Annotated in this window: 16 protein-coding genes and 1 pseudogene; 7 read left to right on the top strand and 10 right to left on the bottom strand. The window is 65.7% G+C overall.

The features are described 5' to 3' along the window. Window positions 1–426 (top strand): annotated as a pseudogene (locus tag HMPREF1137_RS10515) (CAP domain-containing protein); the annotation flags it as partial. 752 nt (window positions 427–1,178) lie between these two features. Here HMPREF1137_RS10515 and pepN read toward each other — a convergent pair. Further along, window positions 1,179–3,743, bottom strand: coding sequence for an aminopeptidase N (gene pepN / locus HMPREF1137_RS05655; RefSeq protein WP_007589858.1), 2,565 nt, complete (start codon window positions 3,741–3,743; stop codon window positions 1,179–1,181). 115 nt (window positions 3,744–3,858) lie between these two features. Further along, on the bottom strand, window positions 3,859–5,880 hold the full coding sequence (locus HMPREF1137_RS05650; RefSeq protein WP_007589859.1) for a M13 family metallopeptidase: 2,022 nt from the start codon (window positions 5,878–5,880) through the stop codon (window positions 3,859–3,861). A gap of 266 nt (window positions 5,881–6,146) precedes the next feature. Between HMPREF1137_RS05650 and glpA the strand changes: the two genes are divergently transcribed. From glpA to HMPREF1137_RS05630, 4 genes are all read left to right on the top strand, one after another. Next, window positions 6,147–7,733 carry an anaerobic glycerol-3-phosphate dehydrogenase subunit GlpA gene (glpA, locus tag HMPREF1137_RS05645; protein WP_007589839.1) on the top strand — a complete coding sequence of 529 codons (1,587 nt, stop codon included), beginning with the start codon at window positions 6,147–6,149 and terminating at the stop codon, window positions 7,731–7,733. Next, window positions 7,730–8,980 (top strand): glycerol-3-phosphate dehydrogenase subunit GlpB, encoded by a 1,251-nt coding sequence (gene glpB, locus HMPREF1137_RS05640; protein WP_007589842.1) that lies wholly within the window; start codon window positions 7,730–7,732, stop codon window positions 8,978–8,980. The genes glpA and glpB overlap by 4 nt, the downstream gene beginning before the upstream one ends. Next, window positions 8,977–10,260, top strand: coding sequence for an anaerobic glycerol-3-phosphate dehydrogenase subunit C (locus HMPREF1137_RS05635; protein ID WP_007589857.1), 1,284 nt, complete (start codon window positions 8,977–8,979; stop codon window positions 10,258–10,260). The genes glpB and HMPREF1137_RS05635 overlap by 4 nt, the downstream gene beginning before the upstream one ends. Window positions 10,261–10,323: 63 nt before the next feature. Then, window positions 10,324–11,079, top strand: a complete 756-nt coding sequence (locus tag HMPREF1137_RS05630; protein ID WP_034497026.1) for an SDR family oxidoreductase — start codon at window positions 10,324–10,326, stop codon at window positions 11,077–11,079. Window positions 11,080–11,184: 105 nt separating this feature from the next. Here HMPREF1137_RS05630 and HMPREF1137_RS05625 read toward each other — a convergent pair whose 3' ends face one another. After that, on the bottom strand, window positions 11,185–12,294 hold the full coding sequence (locus HMPREF1137_RS05625) for a hypothetical protein (RefSeq protein ID WP_007589863.1): 1,110 nt from the start codon (window positions 12,292–12,294) through the stop codon (window positions 11,185–11,187). Window positions 12,295–12,493: 199 nt separating this feature from the next. On the opposite strand from HMPREF1137_RS05625, the gene HMPREF1137_RS05615 reads away from it, so the two are divergent. Continuing rightward, window positions 12,494–13,216: a hypothetical protein gene (locus HMPREF1137_RS05615; RefSeq protein ID WP_007589856.1), complete on the top strand. Its 723-nt coding sequence runs from the start codon at window positions 12,494–12,496 to the stop codon at window positions 13,214–13,216. Between the two features lie 41 nt (window positions 13,217–13,257). On the opposite strand, the gene HMPREF1137_RS05610 is transcribed toward HMPREF1137_RS05615, so the two are convergent. From HMPREF1137_RS05610 to HMPREF1137_RS05580, 7 genes are all read right to left on the bottom strand, one after another. Then, window positions 13,258–14,058, bottom strand: coding sequence for a sulfite exporter TauE/SafE family protein (locus HMPREF1137_RS05610; RefSeq protein WP_007589854.1), 801 nt, complete (start codon window positions 14,056–14,058; stop codon window positions 13,258–13,260). Next, window positions 14,055–15,320, bottom strand: coding sequence for an anaerobic sulfatase maturase (locus HMPREF1137_RS05605; protein WP_007589838.1), 1,266 nt, complete (start codon window positions 15,318–15,320; stop codon window positions 14,055–14,057). The genes HMPREF1137_RS05610 and HMPREF1137_RS05605 overlap by 4 nt, the downstream gene beginning before the upstream one ends. Further along, window positions 15,317–16,534, bottom strand: a complete 1,218-nt coding sequence (locus tag HMPREF1137_RS05600; protein WP_007589850.1) for an ROK family transcriptional regulator — start codon at window positions 16,532–16,534, stop codon at window positions 15,317–15,319. Before HMPREF1137_RS05600 ends, HMPREF1137_RS05605 begins: the two co-directional genes overlap by 4 nt. A 156-nt stretch (window positions 16,535–16,690) precedes the next feature. Beyond that, complete coding sequence (locus HMPREF1137_RS05595; RefSeq protein WP_007589844.1) at window positions 16,691–18,211, bottom strand: sulfatase family protein; 1,521 nt, start codon at window positions 18,209–18,211, stop codon at window positions 16,691–16,693. A gap of 40 nt (window positions 18,212–18,251) precedes the next feature. Beyond that, window positions 18,252–19,700: a sugar porter family MFS transporter gene (locus HMPREF1137_RS05590; RefSeq protein WP_007589841.1), complete on the bottom strand. Its 1,449-nt coding sequence runs from the start codon at window positions 19,698–19,700 to the stop codon at window positions 18,252–18,254. A gap of 134 nt (window positions 19,701–19,834) precedes the next feature. Further along, on the bottom strand, window positions 19,835–20,686 hold the full coding sequence (locus tag HMPREF1137_RS05585) for a TIGR03943 family putative permease subunit (RefSeq protein WP_007589840.1): 852 nt from the start codon (window positions 20,684–20,686) through the stop codon (window positions 19,835–19,837). Then, on the bottom strand, window positions 20,683–21,684 hold the full coding sequence (locus HMPREF1137_RS05580) for a permease (RefSeq protein ID WP_007589860.1): 1,002 nt from the start codon (window positions 21,682–21,684) through the stop codon (window positions 20,683–20,685). The genes HMPREF1137_RS05585 and HMPREF1137_RS05580 overlap by 4 nt, the downstream gene beginning before the upstream one ends. 364 nt (window positions 21,685–22,048) lie before the next feature. On the opposite strand from HMPREF1137_RS05580, the gene ileS reads away from it, so the two are divergent. Beyond that, window positions 22,049–25,324, top strand: a complete 3,276-nt coding sequence (gene ileS, locus HMPREF1137_RS05575) for an isoleucine--tRNA ligase (protein WP_007589852.1) — start codon at window positions 22,049–22,051, stop codon at window positions 25,322–25,324. The last annotated feature ends 31 nt before the right edge of the window (window positions 25,325–25,355 follow it).

The following is a 25,355-nucleotide window of genomic DNA, read 5'->3' as shown; positions in this document are numbered from 1 at the left end:
ACTCCTGCCCCGCAGAACCCTGTGACCCAGGCTCCTGCCCCGCAGAACCCTATGACCCAGGCTCCTGCCCCGCAGAACCCGAGCACTCCGGCTCCCGCGCCTTCGAATCCCTCCGTTGATGGCGGGCAGACGCCTGCCCCCGGTATCGAGGCTCCGGCCCCGCAGGATCCGGCCACCCAGGCTCCCGCCCCGCAGAACCCTGTGACCCCGGATCCTGCCACCCAGGTTCCGTCCGTCCAGGTTCCGGTGACGCCGGCTGCTTCTGGTCCCGCGCAGACTGACGCTCCGGCCTCGACCCCGGCCGAGACGCGTCGTGACACGCTGGCTGCCACCGGTGCCTCGGGCGTGTGGGTTGGCGTTGGTGCGGTCGCCGTCCTCGTTGCTGGTATCGGTGCGGTCGTCGCATCGCGTCGAGCCAAGCGCTGACGCAACGCTCTTCAGCCTCGGCTTCATCCTTCATTGAACTGCCTCCCGTTTCTTGGAGATCTCCAAGAAACGGGAGGCGTTCCGTACCTGTGGATCTGTGACTGAAGCATGATCGTTTGCTGAGGGAGTGGGCCTTTGGCCGTTTGAGACGGATGGGGGCCTATTGCATCGCCAAGAAGGTTGAGTGTGCTTGTCTGCGTTGATGAGAGTGTTGTTGTTGAGTACGGTCTTGCTGAGCGCGCGCGACGTTGCGGTAGAGGGGAGAGCGGGTGTTGAGCAGACGTAGTTCGGTCACTGTCTCAAGGGGGCCGCACATGGGCTCGATGTCGTGTGGTGCGGGGCGGCGAGTCGAGGTTCGATCGGGAGCACGTGAAGTGGCTTGTGAGCACAGGGCGCCGCACGTGGGTTTGTTACTAAGTGGTGTTACACCACTTAGGGGGTATTACACCAGCTCGGAGGTGGTGTAATGCTCCCTAACTGGTGTAATGCTCCCTAACTGGTGTAATGCTGCCTGCCGCGACTTGGTAGGAGGCGCGTTGATGGGGCGTTGCGCCCGATCGAGGAGAATCAACCCCTTCAGACGGCCACACAGTAGCTACGCTTGTCCGGCATGCAAATTGCGGGTGCTGCCCAGTTGCGTCGTCGGCAGTTTTGTATTCCTGGTGAGAGCCCTCGTTGTTAGCGGCGCGGTCGAGGCAGACAAGGGGGGCGTGGCCACATGGCCACGCCCCCTGGCGTCTACGAGGAACGGATCAGTCCGCGTCCACCGCCTGGTTGGCGATCTGGCGCTCACACACGTCGATGAGCTCGCGGATGATGCGGATCGTGCCGGCGGAGGCATCCGAGTGAGCCTCGATCCAGGCCTTGCCGGAGGCGACCACGTCGACCTCGGGGGCGTAGCCCGCCAGCGCGTTCGGGAAGAGCAGCGTCGTGAGATCCTCGGCGGTGTGGAAGGTGAAGGTCTCCCAGATGCCCGCCAGGGCCTCGAAGTACTCGCCCACGTAGCGGGCGTATGCCGACGGGTTGGTGCGCGCCTGCGCCCAGAAGCCCGAGATCATTGCCCAGCGGGTGTCGTTGGGGATCGAGGTGTCGGTGAGGACCTTGTCCCACACGTCGGCCTTGATCCACTCGCCCTCGCGGGCCGCACGAGCGGCGGCCGCGTTCTGGTGGCCGGTCATCGTGTCGTCAGTAGCCTCCAGGGCTGCGATGTCCTCCTCGGTGGCGGCGCCTCCGCGCACCAGGGCGATCAGCAGGTCCCACTTGAGGTCGACGTCGAGATCCAGGCCGTCCAGGGTCTGGGTGCCGTCGTAGAGGGCGCGGATGGCCTCGAACTGCTCGGGGCTGGTCGCGTTGCGGGCCGCGGCGGCGACGAGCATGCGCTGCGCGTCGGAGCCGGAGGCGGCAGTGCGAGCCAGGAGGAGCAGGCGACGGCCCGTGTCCTCGGCAGCCTCTGGGCGGTACTTCGGTGCCACGAAGGTGCGCACGGCCTCGTCGATGTGACGCAGGGTGAGCGTCAGGAGGCTCATGTTGTCCTCGACGGGAACGGCGCGCAGGGCCAGGTTCAGGTAGTCGCGTGCCGGCATCTCGCCGTCGCGGGTCATGTCCCACGCGGAGGCCATGACGACGCCGCGGGTCAGCGAATCCGTGAACTTGGTGATGTTGGTGATCGCGAAGGCCAGGGACTGCTCGTCGAGGCGGACCTTGGCGTAGCCGAGGTCTCCGTCGTTGACGAGGATGAAGTCTGGGCGAGCGATGCCCGCGGCGGCCTCGATCACCGTGGAAGCGCCGTCAATGTCGAGCTCCTCGCGGAAGACCTGGGCCAGCGTGCCCTCTTCCGTCAGCGAGTAGCCGGCCACGCCCATGCGGTGCGGGCGCAGGGAGGCGCCATCGGAGAAGGCTTCCTGAGTGATTTCGAGACGCTCGATCGTGCCGTCCTCGGCGGTCGTGATGACCGGACGCAGGAGGGTGACGCCGGCTTCCTCCAGCCACACCTTCGACCACGAGGCCAGGTCGCGGCCCGAGGCGGCGGCCAGCTCGGAGAGCAGGTCGTCCAGCGTGGCGTTGGCGTAGGAGTGCTTCGTCAGGTACTCGTGCAGCCCCGCGAAGAAGGCGTCGCGTCCCACGTAGGAGACGAGCTGACGCAGCACGGAGGCGCCCTTGGCATAGGTGATGCCGTCGAAGTTGACCTCGACGTCGGCCAGGTCGCGGATCTCGGCCGTAATCGGGTGGGTGGTGGGCAGCTGATCCTGCTTGAGGCCCCAGTCCTTGCGGACCATGAAGCCCGTCCAGCCTTCGGTGTACTTGGTGGCCTCGGCCAGAGCCAGGTGGCTCATGAACTCGGCGAAGGACTCGTTGAGCCACAGGTCGTTCCACCACTTCATGGTGACCAGGTCGCCGAACCACATGTGCGCCAGCTCGTGCAGGATCGTGTTGGCGCGAGCCTCCATCTGAGCCTCGGTGGGACGCGTGCGGAAGACGTAGGCGTCACGGAAGGTCACGCAGCCGGCGTTCTCCATCGCGCCCGCGTTGTACTCGGGCACGAAGATCTGGTCGTACTTGGTGAAGGGGTAGGGGATGCCGTAGGCGCCCTCGAAGAACTCGAAGCCCTGACGGGTGATCTCGATGATCTCGTCAGCGTCCAGGTGCTCGACGATCGAGGCGCGTGCGTAGACACCCAGGTCGATCGTGCGTCCGTCGGAGGAAGTCAGCGTGGCCGTCGTGCCCTCGTAGGGGCCAGCGACGATCGCGGTGATGTAGGTCGACATGACCTCGGTGGTCGCGAAGCGGTAGACCCAGGCCTCGCCCTCTTCCTCGGGGGTGGGGGTCGGCGCGTTAGAGAAGACCTTCCAGCCCTTGGGGGCCTTGACCGTCAGGGTGAAGGTGGACTTCAGGTCGGGCTGCTCGAAGGTCGTGTAGACGCGACGGGCATCGGGAACCTCGAACTGGGAGTATGTGTAGGCCTGGCCGTCGGCGGGGTCGACGAAGCGGTGCAGGCCTTCGCCCGTGTGCATGTACTGGCAGGACGCCTCAACTTCGAGGACGTTGTGCTCGGCAAGGTTCTCCAGCGCGATGCGATTGTCCTGGTGGGCCGAGAAGGGGTCCAGAGCATTGCCGTTCAGCGTGATCGAGTGGACGTTGTTGGACACGAGGTCAGCGAACGTGGAAGCACCTTCGCGCGCGTCGAACTCGATGCGGGTGAATGAACCGAAGTCGGTGTCTCCGCGCGTGAGGTCCAGGGAGATCTCATAGCGGGTCACAGAGGAAATGATTGAGGCGCGCTCGGTCGCTTCCTCGCGAGTCAGGTTCAGGCCTGGCATGGGTTGCCTTTCCGTCGATGGAATGGGAGCGCTGTTGCGCTCAACATTCCTATGTTGTCATGTGTTGGGTGTGATTGCGCGGGGCGCGCCGTATATTGTCGGCTGGGACACGCTTTTACCAGATGGTGACGCGCTGGGAGGGTTCCAGCCACATCTCGTCGGTGGGGGTCACGTCGAAGGCCTCGACGAAAGTGTCAAGGTTTTTCAGTACCTGGTTGCAGCGGAACTCGGCGGGGGAGTGGGGGTCGATGGCCAGCATCTGGCGCGCGAACTGGGGGCGCGTGGCCGTGCGCCAGGCGCGTGCCCACGAGTAGAAGAAACGCTGCGGTCCGGTGATGCCGTCGATGACGGGAGCGGTGCTCGGGGTCAGCCCCTGCTCGGCGAGCGAGGCGGCCCAAGCCTTCCACGCGATGGTCAGGCCACCGAGGTCACCGATGTTCTCGCCGATCGTGAGCGCACCGTTGACGTGGGGGAGCGTGCGTTCTCCGCCCTCCTCCGACTCTTCGCGCTGCTCAAGGAGGATGGCCGGGGTGAGTGCGTCGTACTGCTCGATGAGGGCGTGTGTTCGCTCTTCGAAGGCGGCGCGGTCCTCGTCCGTCCACCAGTTCGACAGGTTTCCCTCCCCGTCGTAGCGTGATCCCTGGTCGTCGAAGCCGTGCCCGATCTCGTGACCGATGACCGCGCCGATCGCGCCGAAGTTCACCGCGTCGTCGGCCTCGGTGTCGAAGAACGGAGGCTGAAGGATAGCGGCGGGGAAGACGATCTCGTTCTGCGTGGGGTTGTAGTAGGCGTTGACGGTCTGGGGGGTCATGTACCACTCGTCGCGGTCGACGGGGCGGCCGAGCTTGGCCCACTCGCGGTCGGTGGCATGAGCGTTGGCGGCGCGCACGTTCTCGACGATCGTGACTTCAGGATCCAGGTGCAGGGTCGAGTAGTCGCGCCACTTGACGGGGTAGCCGATCTTGGGGTTGAAGGTCGCGAGCTTGGCCAGGGCCTTCACCTTGGTGTCCTCGCTCATCCAGTCGAGGCCTTGGATCGACTCGCCGTAGGCGTCGAGGAGTCGGCGCACCAGGGCATCCATCGCTTCCTTGGCGTTGGGCGGGAAGTGGCGGGCCACCCACGCGCGGCCCATGGCCTCGCCCAGGTAGGCCTCGATGAGACCCAGAGCGCGCTTCCATCGCGGGCGCAGCTCCTCCGTGCCGGACAGTGTGCGACCGTGGAAGTCGAAGTTCTCGTTGACGAAATCGCTCGACAGGAGCGAGGCGTGGCAATCGATCGCCGAGGCGCTCAGCCACTCCTTGAGCACGGACAGGTCAGTGGCGGCCCACAGGGCGGCGGCACCCGACAGGAAGTCGGGCTGGTCGACGTTGACGACGAGGCCGGCGACGGGCATGCGCGCGCCCTCCGCCCACGCGTCCCAGTCGAATCCGGGGGCCTGTGTGGCCAGCTGCTCCCACGGCGTGGGATTGTCGGACAGGAGGGGATCGCGGTTGCTCACGGAGTCGCGGTGGTCCGCGGCGATTGCGGTTTCCAGTTCCATGATGCGCTTCGCTGCGCCCTCGGAGTCGGGCACCCCGGCGAGGCCGAGGAGGCGGGCGGTGTGCGCGACGTAGGCCTCGCGGATCGGTGCGTAGTCCTCTTCGCGGTAGTAGGCCTCGTCGGGCAGGCCGATACCGGACTGGACGAGGGAAATCATGTAGCGCGATGAGTCGTGCGGGTCGGTGCCCACGTATGCGCCGACGAGGCCACCGATGCCCTCACGCATGAGACGACCCATCTCGCGGGCGAGTTCCTCGTGGGTCGCGCAGGTGTTGATCGCGTCGAGGTCGGGGCGCAGGGGAGTGGCTCCTGCTTCTTCGATGGTGTCCTCGTCGAGGAATTGAGTCCACAGGGTGGCGATGCGCTGTGCGTCCGGATCATCGAGAGTGCCATTGGCGGCATCCTGGGCGATGGCGCGCGCGTACTTTTCCGAGGCGTCGCGCAGCTTGTGGAAGGCCCCGTCCATGGGGCGGTCCGCGGGGATCGTGTGCGTCGCCAGCCAAGTGCCGTTGACATGGCGGTAGAAGTCATCCTGGGGGCGCACCGCTGAATCGGTGTACGCGGTGTCGAGGACTCGGGCCAACAGTGTGTTCGTCATGCCTTAACTCTAGGGGGAAAAACGGGGATGGGGTGAGGTGAGTGGTCCCCGGGCAACATCCACCCATATTTACGTAATGTTCATGGGATGTTATTCGTTATTTTTGGCAGGAATTGTGCGGGTGAGTGCGAATGTGAGTGTGATTCACACTCATCGTGCACATATGTGCAGAGTCTTGTGTACATTCGTGCAAATGGGTAGGGAAAGGGCATCATGGAGGGAGCAATGAGGCACTTCCTCATCAAGAGGTGAAGGGATTTTTAACGGTGAAGACACTTCGCACTGACGTGTGCGTCATCGGTGGCGGATCCACCGGTGCCGGCGTCGTCCGCGACGTCGCCATGCGCGGCTTCTCAGCCGTCCTCGTCGACCGGGCGGATATCGCTCAGGGAACCTCCGGTCGCTTCCACGGTCTGCTCCACTCGGGCGGCCGCTACATTGCGTCTGATCCTGAGTCGGCCACCGAGTGTGCCGAAGAAAACGAGATCGTCCAGCGCATCAACGCTAACGCGGTCGAGGCCACCGGCGGCCTCTTCGTTGTGACCGCCCAGGATGATGAGGAGTATGCGGACCAGTTCCTGGCCCGCGCAGCGGCTGCAAAGGTGCCCGCCGCCGAAATCTCCATCGCCGAGGCGCTGCGCCGCGAACCTCGTCTGGACCCGCGCATCAAGCGCGCCTTCGAGGTCCAGGATGGCACGGTCGATGGCTGGCAGATGACCTGGGGAGCGATCCGCTCTGCGCAGGCATACGGGGCGCAGGTCCTGACCTACCACCGCGTCACCTCGATTGAACGCGAGGGCGAGCGCATCAGCGCCGTCATCGTCCACGATGAGCGCGGGGGCGAGGACGTGCGCATCGAGTGCGGCTTCGTCCTGAACTGCGGCGGCCCCTGGGCCGGACAGATCGCTGCCATGGCCGACTGCCACGGCGTCGATGTCGTTCCCGGCGCCGGCATCATGATCGCCATGAACCACCGACTGAGCCATTCGGTCATTAACCGCTGCGTGTGGCCCGCCGACGGTGACATCCTCGTGCCTGACCATACCGTGTGCATTATCGGTACGACCGACCTCAAGGCTGACGACCCGGATCGCCTCTCCATCCCCGCCGACCAGGTCCAGCAGATGCTTGACTCCGGCGAGGCCATGATCCCCGGCTTCCGCAAGTCCCGCGCCGTGCACGCCTGGGCCGGCGCACGCCCCCTCGTCAAGGACTCGCGCGTGTCCGCGACCGACACCCGCCACATGGCGCGTGGCATGAGCATCATCGACCACAACACGCGCGACGGCGTCTACGGCATGCTCACCATCGCGGGTGGCAAGCTCACCACCTACCGCCTCATGGCTGAGCGCATCGTCGACATCATGTGCGAGGAGATGGGCGAGAAACGCGCCTGCAAGACCGCTGACGAGGCCGTCCCGCCCGCCAAGGAAGAGCGCCTCTACACGATCGGCCACCGCCTCGACAATGTCGAATCGCGTAACGAATCCCCCTCCCACGAGCAGATCATCTGCGAGTGCGAGATGGCCACGCGCGCCATGCTCGAAAACGTCATGGACACCCTGCCCAAGGGCCAGCTCGATGACGTTCGCCGCCAGATGCGCCTGGGCATGGGACCCTGCCAGGGCGGTTTCTGCTCCCAGCGCGCCGCGGGCATCGCCCACGAGCGCGGCGACATCGACTCGATGCGCGCCAACTCCCTCCTGCGTCTCTTCCTGAAGAACCGCTGGATCGGCCTGTGGCCCATTATGTTCGGCAAACAAGCCAGGCAGGCCGCACTGGACGCCTGGATCCACGAGGGCACGCTCGACGTCGAGCACCTGCCCGCACCCAGCGAGGAGGTTGTTCGATGAGAGACGTCGTCGTTATCGGCGCTGGCCTGGCAGGCCTGGCCGCCGCAATCAAGGCAGCTGACGCTGGACTGAGCGTCACCCTCGTCACGAAGGGTGTCGGCGGCATTCAGCTCGGCACGGGTACGGTCGACATCCTCGGCTACCGCCCCGAGCCGGTGGACAAGCCCCTCGAGGCGTTGGAAGGCCACGTGGCCTCCCGTCCCACACACCCCTACAGCAACGTTACCCCCGACTTCGTCGGCGCATCCGTCGCGTGGCTGCGAGACCTGGTCGGTTCCGATGTGCTCATCGGCGACGAGACCCGCAACGTGCGCATCCCCACCGGCGTTGGCGCGCTGCGCCCCACCTGCCTGATTCCGCCCTCCATGGAGGCCGGCATCCCACAGGCGGGTGCCCGCTACGCCATCGTGGGACTGACCCGTTTCAAGGACTTCTACCCCGGCCTCGTCGCTGAGAACCTGACGCGCCAGAACGGCCCCGACGGCGCTCCGATCAAGGCGCGTGCCCTGTCCGTCGACTATGTCGTGCGCGAGGGTGAGGTCGACTCGACCGGCACCAACCACGCGCGCAGCCTCGACCACGAGGACAACCGAGCGCGCCTGGCAGGCCAGATCCGCCCGCTCCTCGAAGACGGAGAGATCGTCGGCCTGCCCGCCGTCCTCGGCCTCGACGACGCGAATGCCTGGCGCGACCTGGCGGATAAGCTTGGTCACCCCGTCTTCGAGATCCCGATCCAACCCCCGTCGGTGCCCGGCATGCGCCTGAACGCCCTGCTCACCCGCATCGCCTCCGACAAGTGCCGCGTCATCCTCGGATCCCCGATCAAGGCCGTGCACACGGCAGACGGACGAGTCAGCGCAGTCGAATACGCCAGCGCGGGACGCTCCACCATCGTGGAAACCCGATCCCTGATCCTCGCCGCCGGCGGCTTCGAATCCGGTGCCCTGGACATGGACTCCTACGGCACTGTGCGCGAAACCATCTGCGGGCTGCCCGTCATGGGCGCCTCCGGACAGCTCCTGCACGCCGACTTCTGGGGCGAAGACCAGCCCCTCTTCCTGTCCGGCCTCGCCGTCGACGACAACATGCGCGTCCTGGACGAGGAAGGCACGCCCGTGTGCCCGAACCTGTACGCGGCCGGAGGCAACCTGGCCGGCGCCACCCGCTGGCGCGAAAAGAGCGGCGAAGGAATCGCGCTGGCCAGCGCGCTCGCGGCCGTCGACTCGATCGTGGAGGAACTGAAATGACCCTGGAAATGTCAACGCTGATGGGCCCGGGCGTGGAGGAAGAGGACGTCTTCGCCCTGAGTGGTGACGCCGCGCTGCGCGCGAGCCTCGACTCGTGCGTCAAGTGCACGATCTGCGAGACCCAGTGCCCGGTCATGCGCGTCACCGACCTGTTCGCCGGCCCCAAGTACTCCGGCCCGCAGGCCGAGCGCTTCCGCAAGGACGGGCAGATGGTGGACAAGTCCATCGACTACTGCTCCTCGTGCGGCACCTGCTCGCTCGTGTGCCCCCAGGGTGTGAAGGTCACCGAGATCATCCACCACCGCCGCACCGCCATGAAGGAAGCCCACGGCATCCCCATGCGCGACCGCCTCATTGGGCGCACCTCGCTGATTGGCACGATGATGACCCCGGTCGCCCCCATCGCGAACTGGGCGCTCGACGTGAAGCCCATTCGCATGGTGATGGAGGCAATCATTGGTGTGCATCGCTCCGCCCCCATGCCGCGCGCCTACGGGCGTACCTTCGAATCCTGGTTCAAGAAGCACACGCCCCTGCCGAACTCTGGTACGCGCGGCCAGGTGATCTTCTTCCACGGATGCGCCGGCCAGTACTTCGAGGTCGAGACCTCGATCCACTCGGTCATGGTCCTCGAGCACCTGGGCTATGAGGTCCTGGTCCCCAAGCACGGCTGCTGCGGCCTGGCCCTGCAGTCCAACGGCCTGTACGACGACGCGCGCAAGTACGTCTCCAAGCTGACCAACGACCTGCGCAGCGTCAACCGCAACGCCCCGATCATCTCCGCGTCCGGCTCGTGCGGCGGCATGCTGCGCCACGAGGCTCACGAGATCCTCGAGATGGACACCCCGGAGCTGCGTGACGTGGGTAGCCGTACCTGGGACATCAGCGAGTTCCTTTTGCACCTGTACGACAAGGGTGAACTGGATACGAACTTCCAGCGCATCGACGTGACCATCCCGTACCACGCCCCCTGCCAGGTCAAGTCCCAGGGCCTGGGCAAGCCGGCGATCGAGCTCATGAGCCTCATCCCCGGCGTGACCGTCAAGGATTCCGAGCAGCCCTGCTGCGGCATCGCGGGCACCTACGGCATGAAGAAGGAGAAGTACGCGATCGCCCAGGCTGTGGGCGCCCCCGTCTTCGACTTCATCAAGCAGGTCAACGCCGAGCTGGCCGCCTGCGACACGGAGACGTGCCGCTGGCAGCTGCGCACGGCCACGGGCGCGAACGTCGTCCACCCGATCTGGCTGATTCACAAGGCCTACGGCCTGCCCAACGGCTGAGACAGCGGCGAGTATCCCCGGGTGTGCACGACGGTGCGTGCCCGGGGATATTACTGTTGCCCTATGAGCAATTCTCGCCGCGTCGTCGTCACTGGAGCCTCCACCGGAATCGGGCAGGCCACGGCCCGCCTGTTGGCGCAGAGAGGGTGGAGGGTTGTCGCCGTGGCCCGGCGCCGCGAGCGCCTCGAGGCCCTCGCCGCCGAGATTGGCTGCGAATACTGGGCGGCCGACCTCACCGATGAGGCGCAGGTGAATGAGATGGCCGCTCACGTCCTCGAGGGTGGACCCGTGGACGCTGTGGTCAACAACGCCGGCGGAGCCATCGGCGTGGACCGTGTTGCCGAGGGTGATCCCGCCCGGTGGAGCGCGATGTTCGATCGCAACGTGCTCACCGCCCTGCATTGCTCGCGCGCCTTCCTGCCGGGAATGCGCGAGCGCGGGGGAGACCTCGTCTTCCTGACCTCGACCGCCGCCCACGACACCTATCCGGGTGGCGGCGGGTATGTCGCCGCCAAGCACGCCGAACGCATCATCGCCAACACGCTGCGCCAGGAGCTGGTGGGTGAGCCCGTGCGCATCATCGAGATCGCGCCCGGCATGGTGCGCACCGAGGAGTTTTCCCTCAACCGCCTCGGCTCTCAGGAGGCCGCCGACCGCGTCTACGAGGGCGTTTCTGCCCCGCTCGTCGCCGAAGACGTCGCCGAAGCGATCGTGTGGACCCTGGAGCGCCCCTCCCACGTCAACATCGACTCGATGATCGTGCGCCCGGTTGCGCAGGCAACGAACACCCTCGTGGCTCGGAATACCACCGCAGAGTAGGGCAGGCTCCCAGGTTGCATACATGGAACGAGGCCGGGGCCGCACGCGCGATGGGGTGCGCGTCGCGGTCCCGACCTCGGGTCTATGTGTCCGACGTGTATTGATTTACTCAACCCATCCGATCACCTGGAATGCGCCCCATTGTTCTGCGGTCGGATCGGGCGTACGGTCGTTGGTACCATCGGCGTTGATGATGTGCATGGATCTGATGGGGAGCCAATCATTGCCGGTGGGATTCTTGAGGTACAGATCGAAGACGACTTGAGACCCGTCAGGGCTAGGGAACGGCCTGTACTCTCTGATGGTTTCTTCGATTTGCAGTTCTGGCTTGAAGATGACCTTCTCTCCGATGCGGTCTTCCTCGCGGCGAGGCTTGTTGTCGAGCGTGGTCGCCTGGAAAGCGACGAGTCCCTTTTCTTTATGTAGTTGGTAGCACATGTTGTCGACGGAGATTGTCTCGTTGGCTTTCCAACAGAAGAGGTTGCCGTCGTTCGTATGTGTGTCGACATACTTCTTGTTCGTTGACAACTCGGTTCCCTTCAACAGATTGAAGTAGAGGTTCTTTTCGTCCTCCTGCCCGACAGTGCTGACGAGCTCGGGAGTTGTTTCTCCCGGCTTGAGTCGGTAGATCATCGAGGTGTTGCCGTCTCGCGTGGTGTAGACGCGCTGTAGGTAGAAGTATCCGTCGGCTGAGAATGTTCCGTAGCCGTCGTTGACATCCCTGTCGTCGTCCGTCAGTGGGATCATCGCGCTGACATCCGTGAAGGTGCCCGTGGTATCGATGAAGCCCGTGTTGTATGACAGTCGTTCGTTGACAGGGTTCATTTTGCGTCTGGTCGCGTACGTGAAGTCTGGGGAGTAGCAGCTGTTATAGAAGCAGTGGTACTGAAACGGCTGTTCCGCCAGTCTGTCGATTGGGGGGAAGGTGCGTGTCGCTACCGACTTGTAGGTGACTGGGTCAATTGCGCGCACGCGGTGCTGTCCGTCCAGCTCTTCTTCGATGATGATGCCGTGCATGGGCTTTCCCTCTAGCTCGGCGAAATTGCTGTCCGGTGTGGGTGAATTGGAGGGTTCTGGTGCTGGAGCTGTGCTCGTCGGGGTGTCGGGGGTGAAGGTTGGGGTCTCGCTCGGCTCGGGAGTGGAGGAGCCGCAGGCGCTGAGGGTGAGTGCGCAAGTTGCGGTGAGCATAGCGATGGTGAAGGTCTTCGTAGACATGGGACACCTCTTCACTGGGATCGTCGGGAGGCGAACGTTGCAGAATAGATGTGAGGTGGCGCATCGTGCAAGCCAAATCAAGTGATGTGTAACACATTAGATTCCATAGTGTTTTCACAGTATCGCCATAACGTCCGCTTATGTATCGCTCCTAATCTGCGAAGCAATGATGCACAAATCAGCAGAAAGGAGCGTCCCCATGGCGGACGACAACAAGAACCTGTCAGGTGACACCGAGCGCACCTCGATCCTGCCCCAGTCAGAGCCTCAGGTTGCGGAGCAGACCGAGGTACTACCCACCCATGCGTCTCAGGCGGAAACGACGCAGATGCCTCCCGTTACTCAGCAGGAAACCAGCAATGCGTTTGCTGGCACGCCCCTGGAGTCTGTCGCGGGGGCTTCTGCCGACGATCAGGCGGGTGACGAGGCCGTGGCTGCGAGCGCCGCGACAGGGGAGCCTGCATCGAAGAAGACCTCGTGGGGCAAGCGCGCGGCCATCGCCGGCGCCGCAGCAGCAGTGCTGTCCGTCGGCTTCGGCGCGGGCATCATCACGCATGCGGCCGTTGTGGGCGATGGTCAGGACTTCTACGAGCAGGGCTACGAAGACGGCTACAACGACCAGGGTGACGGTGACGAGGACGAGGATTTCGGCCCCGGCAAGGGCCAGCAGGGGCCGGGTAATGGTCAGCAAGGACCGGGTAACGGCCAGCAGCAGGGTCCCGGTAATGGTCAGCAAGGTCCCGGTAGTGGTCAGCAGCAGGGCCCCGGTAATGGCCAGCAGGGGCCGGGCTCGCAGCAGGGAGACACTGGCAGCACTCGACCGGGACCTCCTCCGGAGGGTGGCCGAGGCCCCGGCAGTAAGAATGGAAACCCGGGCAGTGGGGATACCTCCACCCAGGGCGAAGGAACGACCGCCAGCTGAGCGATGAGGGCGCGCGAGACGACATTCGTCTCGCGCGCCTTTTATGCGAGTGTGGCCACCAGCGTCGAGGCGGCCACGCACACCAGAAGTGTGGCGAAGACAAGGCCGAGAGCCCGGTTCGAGACTCTCTTGGTGAGCCTGGCTCCCACGATGCCTCCTCCCATCGATGCTGCGGCGAAGAGCGCGACCATGACCCCGGCCTCGGCGGTGATCGTCAGGGTCCCGGCGGCCGTGCGCGACGCCAGCCCGAAGGCTGCGGTGATGACCATGACCAGCAGGGATGTCGCGGAGGCACGCTTCATCGGGTATCGCAGCGCCAGATGCAGTGCGGGCACGATTGCGAAGCCTCCGCCGACACCGAAGAATCCCGTGAGGAAACCCGTTAGCGTCGCCAGCGCGACCACCCGGGACACGGTCCCGAGCGTCCAGGAGCCCTTGTCGACGTTGGTATCCCCGGCCTCGTTCGGTGAAAGCGAAGCAGATGGGCGCATCTGGGAGCGCACCATGAAGGCCGCGACCGCTCCCAGGAGAGCGCAGAAGGAGAGCATGAGGGCACGCGCCGAAACGAGCGGGCCGAGAGCCGATCCCGCCCACGTACCCACCAGGCCCGCCAGGGCGAAGAGAGCACCCTCGCGCCACGCGACGTTCCCGCTGCGAGCGCGCGTCGCCAGCGAGACGGTAGCTGTCAGCCCCACGATGATGAGGGACAAGCCCGTCGCCTGATGCGGATCCTGCCCAAGAATGTAGACGAGGATCGGCACCGACAAGATGCCGCCTCCCGCACCGAGCGAGCCGACGACGATGCCGACGAATGCGCCGATGAGAAGCGCTTCAATGATCATTGGTTATTCCGAGTAGACGTGGTGTGAGTGAGCCCGAGCGAGGAAGAGACCGCGGGGTCCATGATGTCCGAGGCCGACCTGCCCGCCGCGATCAGCATGCCCATCGCGCGCAGGGCAGGGGTGGCATGCGCGTAGAACACCCGGTATCCCTCACACAGGTAGTTATGCGTGGACTCCCCGCGGCGCACGAAACGATCTTTCGGGCACCCTCCCCAGCACAGCCGCAGGTGCGGGCATGCGCGGCACTCGTCGTCCAGGCCGGGCTTGAGGCGTGCAAACTCGCGCATCTTGTCGGACGAGGCCAACTGAGCGAAGGACGAGGAGTCGATCGAGCCGACCAACCAATCCGGCTCCACCCAGTGATCGCAGGCGTACACGTCCCCGTTGAACTCCATCGCCATGTTCGCCCCGCACTGGGGTGCATGCACGCACACAGTGGCCGACCCGAACATGGCCGACAGGGTCGAATCCACGTCCTGAATGAAGACTTCGCCGACGTCGGCGGCCAGCCACTGGTCGAACACCTCGCACAGGAAGCGCCCGTAGGAAGCGGGGGACGTGGAACGGCTGGTGACGCAGTCCCCGTCTTGGCGGTATAGGAGCGCAGAGGTCCCGGAGCGCCAGCCTCGCTCGGCCTGGGCCAGGTCCGCGGCGCGCACGCGCTCGACGATGGGAATGAACTGCAGGTAGCGGGCCCCCAGATCATCGCGGAAGTAGCGGTACACCTCCTCCCCGTGGTCCTCGTTCGCGGCGTTGACCGTGCACAGAATGTTCGTCTCCACGCCCGCGCGGGTGAGGGCCTCCCAGCCGCGCACAACCATCGCGTGGGTGCCGCGCCCGCCACGGTTGAGCCGGTAGGCGTCGTGCAGGGGCGCGGGCCCGTCTATGGACACGCCCACGAGGAAGTTGTGGTCGGCGAAAAAGCGGGCCCACTCGTCGGTCACCAGCGTGCCGTTCGTCTGCAGGGCGTGACGCACCTGCTGGGTGGGGCGACGGTAGCGCTCACACAGCTCAATGAGCCGCTCAAAAAAAGGCAGGCCGCGCAGGGTCGGCTCCCCGCCCTGCCACAGCATCGTGACTTCGCCGTCGGGGCTCGACTCCAGGAACGCCTCGACGTAGCGCTCCAAGGTCTGCTCCGACATGGTCTGCGCCGCCGCGTCGTAGAGCAGTTCCTTGGACAGGAAAAAGCAATACTGGCAATCCAGGTTGCACGCGGCCCCCGTCGGTTTGGTGACGACGGAGAAGGGGATTGAGCGCGTCACGGCCTGCCCCCGTGATCGGTGCGCGCCTCCATCGACGAGGCCGGCCCCGCCTCCCGGGGTGAGCCTTCCTCGGGGTGGTGGGCGGCTGCGCCGTCCTCCTCAAAGGGGTGGGCGGCGATATAGGCGCTGGCCTGAGCGGCCCCCAACGGTCCGAGTGCGGCACCGACGACGTCGATATCCCACTCCATGACGGGAAGGAGCTCCTTGTACATGGAAGCTGCGATGTCTGTTCGCAGGGACGGGAACGCGTCGACGACTTCGCCGGCCACAATAATGGCCCGCGGGTTAATGAGGAGCGCCGCCGATCCGAGGACATAGCCCACAGCCTGTGCCGCGCGATCCAGGGCCTGGCGTGCGCGCGGATCGCCCGAGAGGACGACGGCGCGAAGCTCCGCGACGTCGCGAACCCCCGCGCTCTCACACAGTGCCGGGACGGATGCCAGTGTTTCGAGGCAACCCCGCTTGCCGCAAGGGCACGGGGAATCGTTGGTACCCACCGTCATGTGCCCGAGTTCCCCCGCCAGTCCGCCCGCCCCGCCAACGAGGCGGAAATCCGAGACGACGCACCCGCCTACGCCTCCCGACAGGCGCAGATAGATGAACGAGGACGTGTCCGCGCCCGCGCCCCACAGGGCCTCCGCCAGCGCCGCCATGCGCACGGTGTTGTCGACGACCGGGAGCGGATCCCACCAGCGACGCGTGAGCTCGCTGAGCTCCTCCATAGTCGGGTACGCGTCCGAGGAAAGCCTGGCATTACGCCCCATGGGAATGGGAACACCCACGCCCACCGCGCGCACCGTCGAGGTGTCGATTCCTTGACGGGCTGCGCTCGCGGCCAATGCCTCGCAGGTTTGCTCGAGAGAGAGCTGGAGGGAAGGGGAGGCGGGGGAGACGATGTGGACGGCCGCCAGGACGGTGCCGGCGCGTGAGAGCATGACGCCCGCGCACGACGTGCGCGTGACGTTCAGGCCGACGCAGTGGGCTGCCGATGAGTTGAGGGTGAGGAGCTGGGTGGGGCGGCCTCGTCCGGGGGCGTTCGTGCGCACGGGCGTGACTGATCCCTCGTCGAGGAGGGTGGTGAGCGCGCGTCCCAGGTTCGTGCGTGAGGTGTCGAGCGCCTCGCACAGCTGGGAGCGCGTTGCGGGGGCTTTGGCCAGGTGGGCGACGATGCGGTCTTCGAGGGTGGGTAGTGGTCTGCGTGTGGGGTAGTGCATGCCTCTCCTTCCCGGCGCTTCGTCGTTGGTGTCCGCTCGGGGCGCTCCGGCCTCGTTGACAGTTGCTATGATACGCGTCACTGTGTGGGGTGTGCAGGGCGCGCGTTGGCCTCGGCGGCGGGATCATGCGTGTCCTCCCGCCGCCGAGGCAGGGGGTTAGTCGCTCGTGACCTCGTCGAGGTCGGAGCGAGCCGTGTTCACCAGCGGGATGTCGAAGTCGGTCATCGCCGCCATCCACTTGGCGAAGGAGTGATCCCCGCGCTCACGCAGCTGCAGGTACAGGTTCGTGGCCAGCTCCCTGCGGATCTCGTCGTAGACGGGCACGGTGTACACGTTGTTCATCTCGGCCGGATCCAGGCGCAGGTCGTAGAGCTCGTTGATCGACTCGGGGTTGATGACGAGCTTGAAGTCCCGCGTGCGCAGCATGCGCTGCTGGAGGGGGAAGTGGTGGCCGTGGAACTCGCACACGATGTCCTCACGCCAGCCTTCCACCTCCTCGCCGCGCGTCAGGTCCACGATCGAGCGGCCGTCTTCCACGAGCGAGGTGTCCAGGCCCGCGATGTCGAGGACCGTGGCCGGCAGGTCGATGAGGGAGACGAAGGCGTCCGAGCGTCCCACGGTCGAGACGCCGGGGATGTGGGCGATGAAGGGGACGTTGTAGATGTCGTCGTACATCATCGGGCCCTTGTCGTTGAGGCGGTGAGAGCCCGTGAACTCACCGTGGTCCGCGCAGAAGAAGACCGCCGTGTCGTCCAGGATGCCCAGCTCGCGCGCCACGTCCATAATGCGCCCGATCTCGAAGTCGATCATGGCCGTGTATCCCCAGTAGACCGCGATGAGCTTCTTCCACTGCTCGTTCGTGAACGAGGACGTGGACCAGTAGGTCGCGTAGTTCTCCTGGATCGGTGGCTTGCCGATGAGGGAGTCACCGAAGTTTTCCGGCAGCTCGACGTCGTCGGGATTGATGAGGTCGAACCACTCGTCGGGTAGGAAGTAGGGCAGGTGGGGGCCGAAGAAGTGCACGTCGAGGCAGAAGGGCTGCTTCGAGTCCTTCCAGTCGGCCGCGTACTCGCGAAGCTTCTCGATCGCCCGGTCGGCCAGGAAGCGCTCGAAGGTGGCTTCCTCGGGCTGGTCGAGGCGCGCGGCGATGATGTGCCCGTCGCGCCCGCCGGGCAGCTTGCCGCGCCACAGGTCGTGCGCGCGCACCGGCGGGAGGTTGTTGGCCTTGAGCCAGGCGACGTACTTCTCGTTGGCGACCGGGTTTTCGGCGCCCCAGTAGGTGTCGTCGTCTGCGCCGAACTTGTCGGGCAGGTTGTAGCCGCAGTGGTATTTGCCGACGATGCCCACGTTGTAGCCGGCATCGCGCAGCTCCTGCGTGTACGTCCACGTGCCCTCGGGGATCGAGACCTGGTAGGCGATGTTCCACTCGGGGTTGGCCAGCACCTGGTGCTTGCCCGGGCGCTTGCCGGTCAGGAGCGAGGCGCGCGCCGGTGTGCAGATTGCCGTGGGTGTGAAGCAGTGGGTGAAGGCGAAGCCCGATTCGCCCATCGCGTCGATGACGGGGGTTTGCGCGTGGGGGTTGCCCAGGCAGCCGATCGTATCGGTGCGGTGCTGGTCGGTCATGATGACCAGGACGTTGCGCACGTTGTCGGGAATGTCCCGAGTTGTATCAGTCATTGCAGTGCCTTTTCATCGTTGAAATCGAAGGGGAGAGCCTTCACTTCTGGGTGACGACCTTGTCCATGTCTTCAAGCTCGGTGCCGCTGGTCTCGGTGAGGAACTTCGCCGTGAAGATGACCGCGAGGACGCCGAAGGCGCAGTAGATCCAGTAGGTGCCTGCGGGCGACCAGCCGATGAGGAAGGGGAAGAGCAGGACAACCAGGAAGTTGACGAGGAAGTCGGCGCCCGATGCGAGCGACATGGCGCCACCGCGGATCGAGTTGGGGAACATCTCGCCCATGACGATAGAGAAGATGGGGCCCCACGAGGAAGTAAAACCGAGCAGGAAGGTGCACAGGGCTGCGACCGCCAGGAACGCCAGGACGGGGGAGTCTGCCACGTCCGGCTTGCCCTCGACGGTGGGGGCGACCGTGAAAACCGTCGCCACGATGCCCAGCGACACGAAGATGAGGGTGCCGCCGTAGATCAGCATGCGCTTGCGGCCCACGCGGTCCACCAGCATGATGCCCGACAGGACACCGACGATCTTGAAAGCGGTGATGAGCAGAGTCTGGGCCAGGGCCATCGACTCAGTGAAGCCGACGGCGGCGAACAGGGAGTTGGAGTAGAAGAAGACGCCGTTGATGCCGGTGAGCTGCTGGAACGCAGCGATCGCCATGCCCACAAACACGAGGCCGCGCCACTGGGAAGACAGGATCTGCCCGATCGACAGCTTTGCACCGCCCGTGACCGTCAGGGACTGGGCGATGGCCTCGACGCGGTCGGCGGGGTTTTCCTCACCGCACAGCTTGGCCAGGATCTCCTCGGCCTCCTTGGTGCGGCCTACGGAGACGAGGTAACGAGGAGACTCTGGAATCTTCGCCGTAAAGACGACGAAGAGGAGGGCCGGGATGATGAGGCAGGCGAAGAGGACCTGCCAGGTCATGAGCCCGCCGAACGCCGGGTTGGCAGCGCCGCCCGTGATCGAGACGACCGCCGTGTTGATGAGGCCGGCGAAGAACAGGCCGAGGATGATGGCGAGCTGGCGGAAGCCGATGAGGCGTCCGCGGATGTCGGCGGGGGCGATCTCCGCGACGTAACCGGGGGCAACCGTGGTTGCCGCGCCAAAACCGATGCCGCCGACGATGCGGGTCAGGAGCAGGAAGGGGTAGCCGAGGCTGCCCAGCAGGGGAGAGATGGGGCCGAGGAGGGCTTCGAACAGCAGGAAGGGGCCGACCCACATGAGCGTGGTCTTGCGGCCGATCTTGTCGGAGATGCGCCCCGCGGCGAGGGCGCCGATCAGGCCACCGATGACGCCGGCGGCGCCGGCGACGCCCTGCAGGATCGGGCCGAGCTCGAAGGTGGATCCCACGGCCTTGATGGCGGCGTTGAGGACCATGCCCTCGAATCCGTAGAAGAAGGGGCCGAGGGTGGCGATGAGAGCGAGAGACGTTGCGTAGCGCCTCGCTTGCTTCTCACGAGGTGTGAGTGTTGTTGTCGATGACATGTCTTCATCCTTGAAGGTGTGGTGATGCGCCCGCGCCTGCCGTGTGCGCTTCATTCACCGTACGCGCGTAATTTTGTGTCCGAAGTAACGGACATAAACAGGCTAAGTGATCTGAATCACTTAGCCTGTTTCTCTTAGCGCGACTGAATCACGAACTCCGGATTCGGCGCATCGGTCACCTCAACCGAATCGGCCTCGATGACGAGCGCCTTCGTGCCACGCACCCGCAGCGTGCCGCTCACGCGCACCCAGCTGTCCGCCTCGGGAGCGGGGCCGCTCCAACGCACCGCGAAACCGACCGGGTAGGCGTCAGCCGCGCAGCACCAGATCGCCATGCGCGCCACTGCGAAGCTCTCTTCCTCCGTCACTCGGGGGATCGAGGCCTGCCCGCGCGCCGCCTCCGGACTCACCACGAAACCGACGAGGTCGATGTGTTGGCCGTCGTGGGCGCGCCCGTTGGCGATCAACTCCTCAACCTGGCCGTAGAAGTTGTCCGTCGTCAGCTCAAGCGTCCCGGTCGATGGCACCTGAGACGTGCCCCCGCTCTGGCTAGTAGTGGTGGGGGAAGCGTCGCCCTCCGAAGAGGAAGACGACGCGGAGGTGCCCTCGTCATCCCCGGCGTCAAGGCCGGAGGCCGGGCCCGCATCGGCCCCGCGGGCGCTCCACGCGGTGGACGCCAACTCCGACGGAGAGACTCGGAAGGGGAGAACGATGAGTGCGCTCGCCAGAAGCGCGACCAGGGCACGCGTCAGTGCGCGACGACCGTGCTCACTGTCGGTGTGCTCGTGCTCGCCCGCCCCAAGCCGAGCGGACAAGGCGAGCGAACAGGCAAGCAAGCCGGCCCCCGAGAGGATGATCCCCAGGCGTGCGGATGGGGGAACGAAGGACGCGTAGCGGCCCGACAGTGACAGCCAGAGCAGCCCGGCACCTAGGCAGGCCAGCGACAGGGACTCCGCAACCGGAGCGAGGCGATCAAGAAGCTTCATGCGAGCACCCCCGCCCACCAGGCGCAGCCAATCACGAGGGCAGCTACCGACGTGACCGTCACGAACAAACGTGCCACGAACGTGCCGCGGAATTGCGAAGCGAGGAGGGCCACGTTCTTCACGTCCATCATCGGCCCGTAGACCATGAATCCCATGAGCGCGCCGGTTGGGGCGAGAGATGCCAGGGACCGGGCGATGACCGCGTCAGAAGACGAACACAGGGAGAGGGCGAAACCAGCACCCATCATGAGCGCCAATGCGCCAGCTGCCGGCATGCCTGCGAGGAGAGATGACACCGGCCAGAAGACCTGAGCAAGCGTCGAGGCGGCGACTCCGCCCAGCAGGTAGGGGAGAATCCTGCCGAAAGATTGACCCGTTGCGCCCAGCACACCCGAGAACGATCGATCCGGGACTGCGCAGCCGCCCTCGCATCCGCACGTGTTGTCGTCATGGAGATCATGATCCTCGCGCAGTGCGCGCGGAGCGGAGACCAGCATGGACAGGCCGACGGTGAGCGCGACGACGATGCTCAACCCGATACGCGCCACCACCAGCGACCACGACCCAAAGGCGTAGTAGGTCGAGGCGATCACCAGGGGATTAATCGCGGGGGATGCCAGCATGAGGGTCGTTGCAGCCGACAGCGGCACACCCTTGCGTAGCAGCGAACGGAAGATCGGCACCGCCGAGCAATCGCACACCGGCAGGAGGAATGCCGCGACGAGGGCGGCAAACACGGAGGCGACCGGGTTCGTCGGGAATACGCGGGCGATGAGCGACGGGGAAACGAAAGCCTCGATGAGCTCTGCGACGAACACGCCCAAGAGCAAAAAGGGGATCGCCTGCAAGGTCATGCCCACGGCAATCGTCGCGGCACGGCCAATGGGCACGCCTGTTCCGGCCAGAACGCCCTGCGCTGCCCACACGGCGATCAATGCCACCAGGACAAACGCGCCGATCAGTGCGCCCCACGGGCGCGCCGGGCTCTTCGTTTCCATCACACTCACCCCACAACTCTAGGGCAGCGGCGGCGGGCCGAGGCCGACCACGCGCCGGGCGACACTCTGTGCGCTGTGGGCAGAGAGACTCGCCGCCCGGTGGGCGTACCGGTGTTTCTTCGCTACACTGGTTTTTCGCTACGATCCGGCCCGCTCGCGCGGGGTATCACCGGGGAGCATCCGGAAGAAAGAGGAGTGCGAAAGCCGGCCACGGCCTCGTCCCCTCCAGTAGAACCGGACGGGAGGGCCCGACATAGCCCCAACGAAGCGGCCGCGCCCGGTGAGGGAGCGGCAAGCGGGGTGGTACCGCGGGTGCCGGCGACGCCGGTCCTCGTCCCTGTATAGGCGCGAGACGAGGACACTCATGACGAAGCACGGCTTCTACCCCCGCCACCGGCAAGACGAGGTGGACCCCAGCCCTTCCTTCCCCACGATGGAAGAGGGCACCCTGGCGTTCTGGGCCAGCAACGACACCTTCCGCAAGTCCATTGAGATGCGCGACGCCGGCGAGAATGGCTCCAACGAGTTCGTGTTCTACGATGGCCCGCCTTTCGCCAACGGCCTGCCCCACTACGGTCACCTCCTGACCGGCTACGTCAAGGACGTCGTGGGCCGCTACCAGACCATGAAGGGCCACCGCGTCGAGCGCCGCTTCGGCTGGGACACGCACGGCCTGCCCGCAGAGCTCGAGGCGCAGCGCCAGCTCGGCATCGAGGACGTCACCGAGATCACCCGTGAGGGTGGCGTCGGTATCGAGGCGTTCAACGCTGCCTGCCGCTCCTCCGTCCTGCGCTACACGAAGGAATGGGAAGAGTACGTCACCCGCCAGGCACGCTGGGTGGACTTCGAGAACGACTACAAGACGCTCGACATGTCCTACACCGAGTCCGTGATCTGGGCGTTCAAGCAGCTCTACGATAAGGGCCTGGCCTACCAGGGCCACCGCGTCCTGCCCTACTGCTGGAACGACCGCACGCCTCTGAGCAATCACGAGCTCAAGATGGACGACGACGTGTACCAGGACCGCACCGACAACACGGTGACGGTGGGCCTGCGTCTCGAACAGAAGCTGCGCGAAGACTCGGCGCGCCCCGAGCTGGCCCTCATCTGGACGACCACGCCATGGACCCTGCCCTCGAACTCGGCCGTCGCCGTGGGCCCGGAGATCGAATACTCCCTCGTCGAGGTCGCCTCCGACCACGAGGGTGTCCTCGCGGGCGAGCGCGTCCTCATCGCCACCGACCTGATCCCCGCCTACGCCAAGGAGCTGGGCGAGGAACCCGCCGTCGTGGCCACCTACAAGGGCTCGGAGCTGGTGGGCACCCACTACCACCCTTTCTACGACTACTTCGACACCCCCGAGCGTCGCGCTGAGGGTGGCGCTCCCGGCCCCAACGGCTGGTCGATCATCGCCGCCGACTACGTGACGACCACGGACGGCACCGGCCTCGTCCACCAGGCGCCCGCCTTCGGTGAGGACGACATGTGGACCTGCATGGAGTACGGCATCGGCGTGGTCCTGCCCGTCGACGAGGGCGGCGTCTTCACCTCCGAGGTGAGCGACTACGAGGGCATGCAGATCTTCGACGCGAACCGCTACGTGGTCGCCGACCTGCGCGAGCAGGGTGGCCCCATCGCGCGCCGCGCTCCCGAGATCCGCGCCGTGCTGGTGCGCGAGAAGTCCTACGTGCACTCCTACCCGCACTGCTGGCGCTGCCGCAAGCCCCTCATGTATAAGGCCGTGTCCTCGTGGTTCGTCCGCGTCACCGAGATCCGCGACCGCATGGTGGAGCTCAACCAGGAAATCACCTGGACCCCCGCGCACACCAAGGACGGCATCTTCGGCAAGTGGCTGGAAGGCGCCCGCGACTGGTCGATCTCGCGTAACCGCTTCTGGGGCGCGCCGATCCCCGTGTGGGTCTCGGACGATCCGGCCTACCCGCGCACCGACGTCTACGGCTCCATCGCTGAGCTCGAGGCCGACTTCGGCGTGAAGGTCACGGACTTCCACCGTCCCTTCATCGACTCCCTCACGCGCCCGAACCCGGATGACCCGACGGGCAAGTCGACGATGCGCCGTATCTCCGACGTGTTCGACTGCTGGTTCGAGTCCGGCTCGATGCCCTTCGCGCAGGTGCACTACCCCTTCGAGAACCAGGAGTGGTTCGAGAACCACTACCCGGGCGACTTCATCGTCGAGTACATCGGTCAGACGCGCGGCTGGTTCTACACGCTGCACGTTCTGGCGACTGCGCTCTTCGATCGCCCCGCGTTCCGCTCCTGCGTCTCCCATGGCATCGTCCTGGGTGACGACGGCCTGAAGATGAGTAAGTCGCTGCGTAACTACCCGGACGTGGCCGAGGTGTTCAACAAGTACGGCTCCGACGCGATGCGTTGGTTCCTCATGTCGAGCCCGGTCGTGCGCGGCGGCAACCTGATCGTCAAGGAGGAGTCGATCCGCGACACGGTGCGTCAGGTGCTGCTGCCCATCTGGAACACGTACTACTTCTTCACGCTGTACGCGGGCGCCTGCAACAAGGGCGAGGGGTACGAGGCCTCTCGTGTCGATCTGTCCTCGCCCGAGGCCGTGGCCGCGCTGGCGCAGATGGACCGTTACCTGCTGGCCCACACCCGCACCCTGGCTGAGGATGTGCGCGGCGCGCTCGACGGCTACGACGTGGCCGGCGCGTGCGAGGCGATCCGCGAGTACCTGGATGTTCTGACGAACTGGTACGTGCGTACCCAGCGTCAGCGCTTCTGGGATGAGGACGGCGCCGCGTTCGACACGCTGTACACGGCCCTCGTGACGCTCATGGAGCTGGCGGCGCCCCTGCTGCCGCTGCTGAGCGAGGAGATCTGGCGCGGCCTGACGGGCGGCGAGTCCGTGCACCTGACGGATTTCCCCGTCATCGGCGAGGCCGTGGACGCCCCCGAGCTGGTTGCCGCGATGGATGAGGTTCGTTCGATCGTGTCGGCAGCCCACGCGCTGCGCAAGACGCATCAGCTGCGCGTGCGCCAGCCGCTGGCCTCCCTGCTGGTCGTGTCGGAGAACTTCGCTGCGCTGGAGCCCTTCGCGGACTTGATCGCCTCCGAGGTGAACGTGAAGTCCGTGGTGTTCTCTGCGCCGCAGGACTCGGGCCTGAGCGTTCGCACCGAGCTGGCGCTGAACCCGCGTGCCTTCGATCCGGCGTTCCGTAAGCTGACGAGCCAGCTGTTCAAGGCGCAGAAGTCCGGTGAGTGGGAGGTCGTGGACGGCGAGTGCCGTTTCCCCTCCGTCGAGCTGGACGGGGCGCCGCTGGTTCTCACCGGCGACATGTTCTCCGTGTCCACCTCCGTGGACGCCGCCGAGGGCCAGGTCGCGGACGTGCTCGCCTCGGGTACCTTCGTGGTGCTCGATACGGAGCTGACCCCCGAGCTCGAGGCCGAGGGCTACGCCCGCGACGTCGTGCGCGCGGTTCAGGACGAGCGTAAGAACGCCGGCCTGCACATCGCGGACCGCATCGACCTGTCGCTGACGGTGCCCTCCGATCACGTGGCTGATGTGGAGGCGTGGCGCGACATGATCGCCGCCGAGACCCTCGCTCTGTCGCTTGAGGTCGAGGCCGGCGACAAGCTTGCCGTGAGCGTCGCCAAGCACTGAGTGCTGGTACTGAGACGGGCGGGCTGCGCGA

It is taken from the genome of Actinomyces sp. ICM39 (assembly GCF_000282935.1).
GTDB lineage: Bacteria > Actinomycetota > Actinomycetes > Actinomycetales > Actinomycetaceae > Pauljensenia > Pauljensenia odontolytica_B.
The sequence above is the reverse complement of the archived record's forward strand: the minus strand, read 5'-3'. Positions and strand labels throughout refer to the sequence as shown.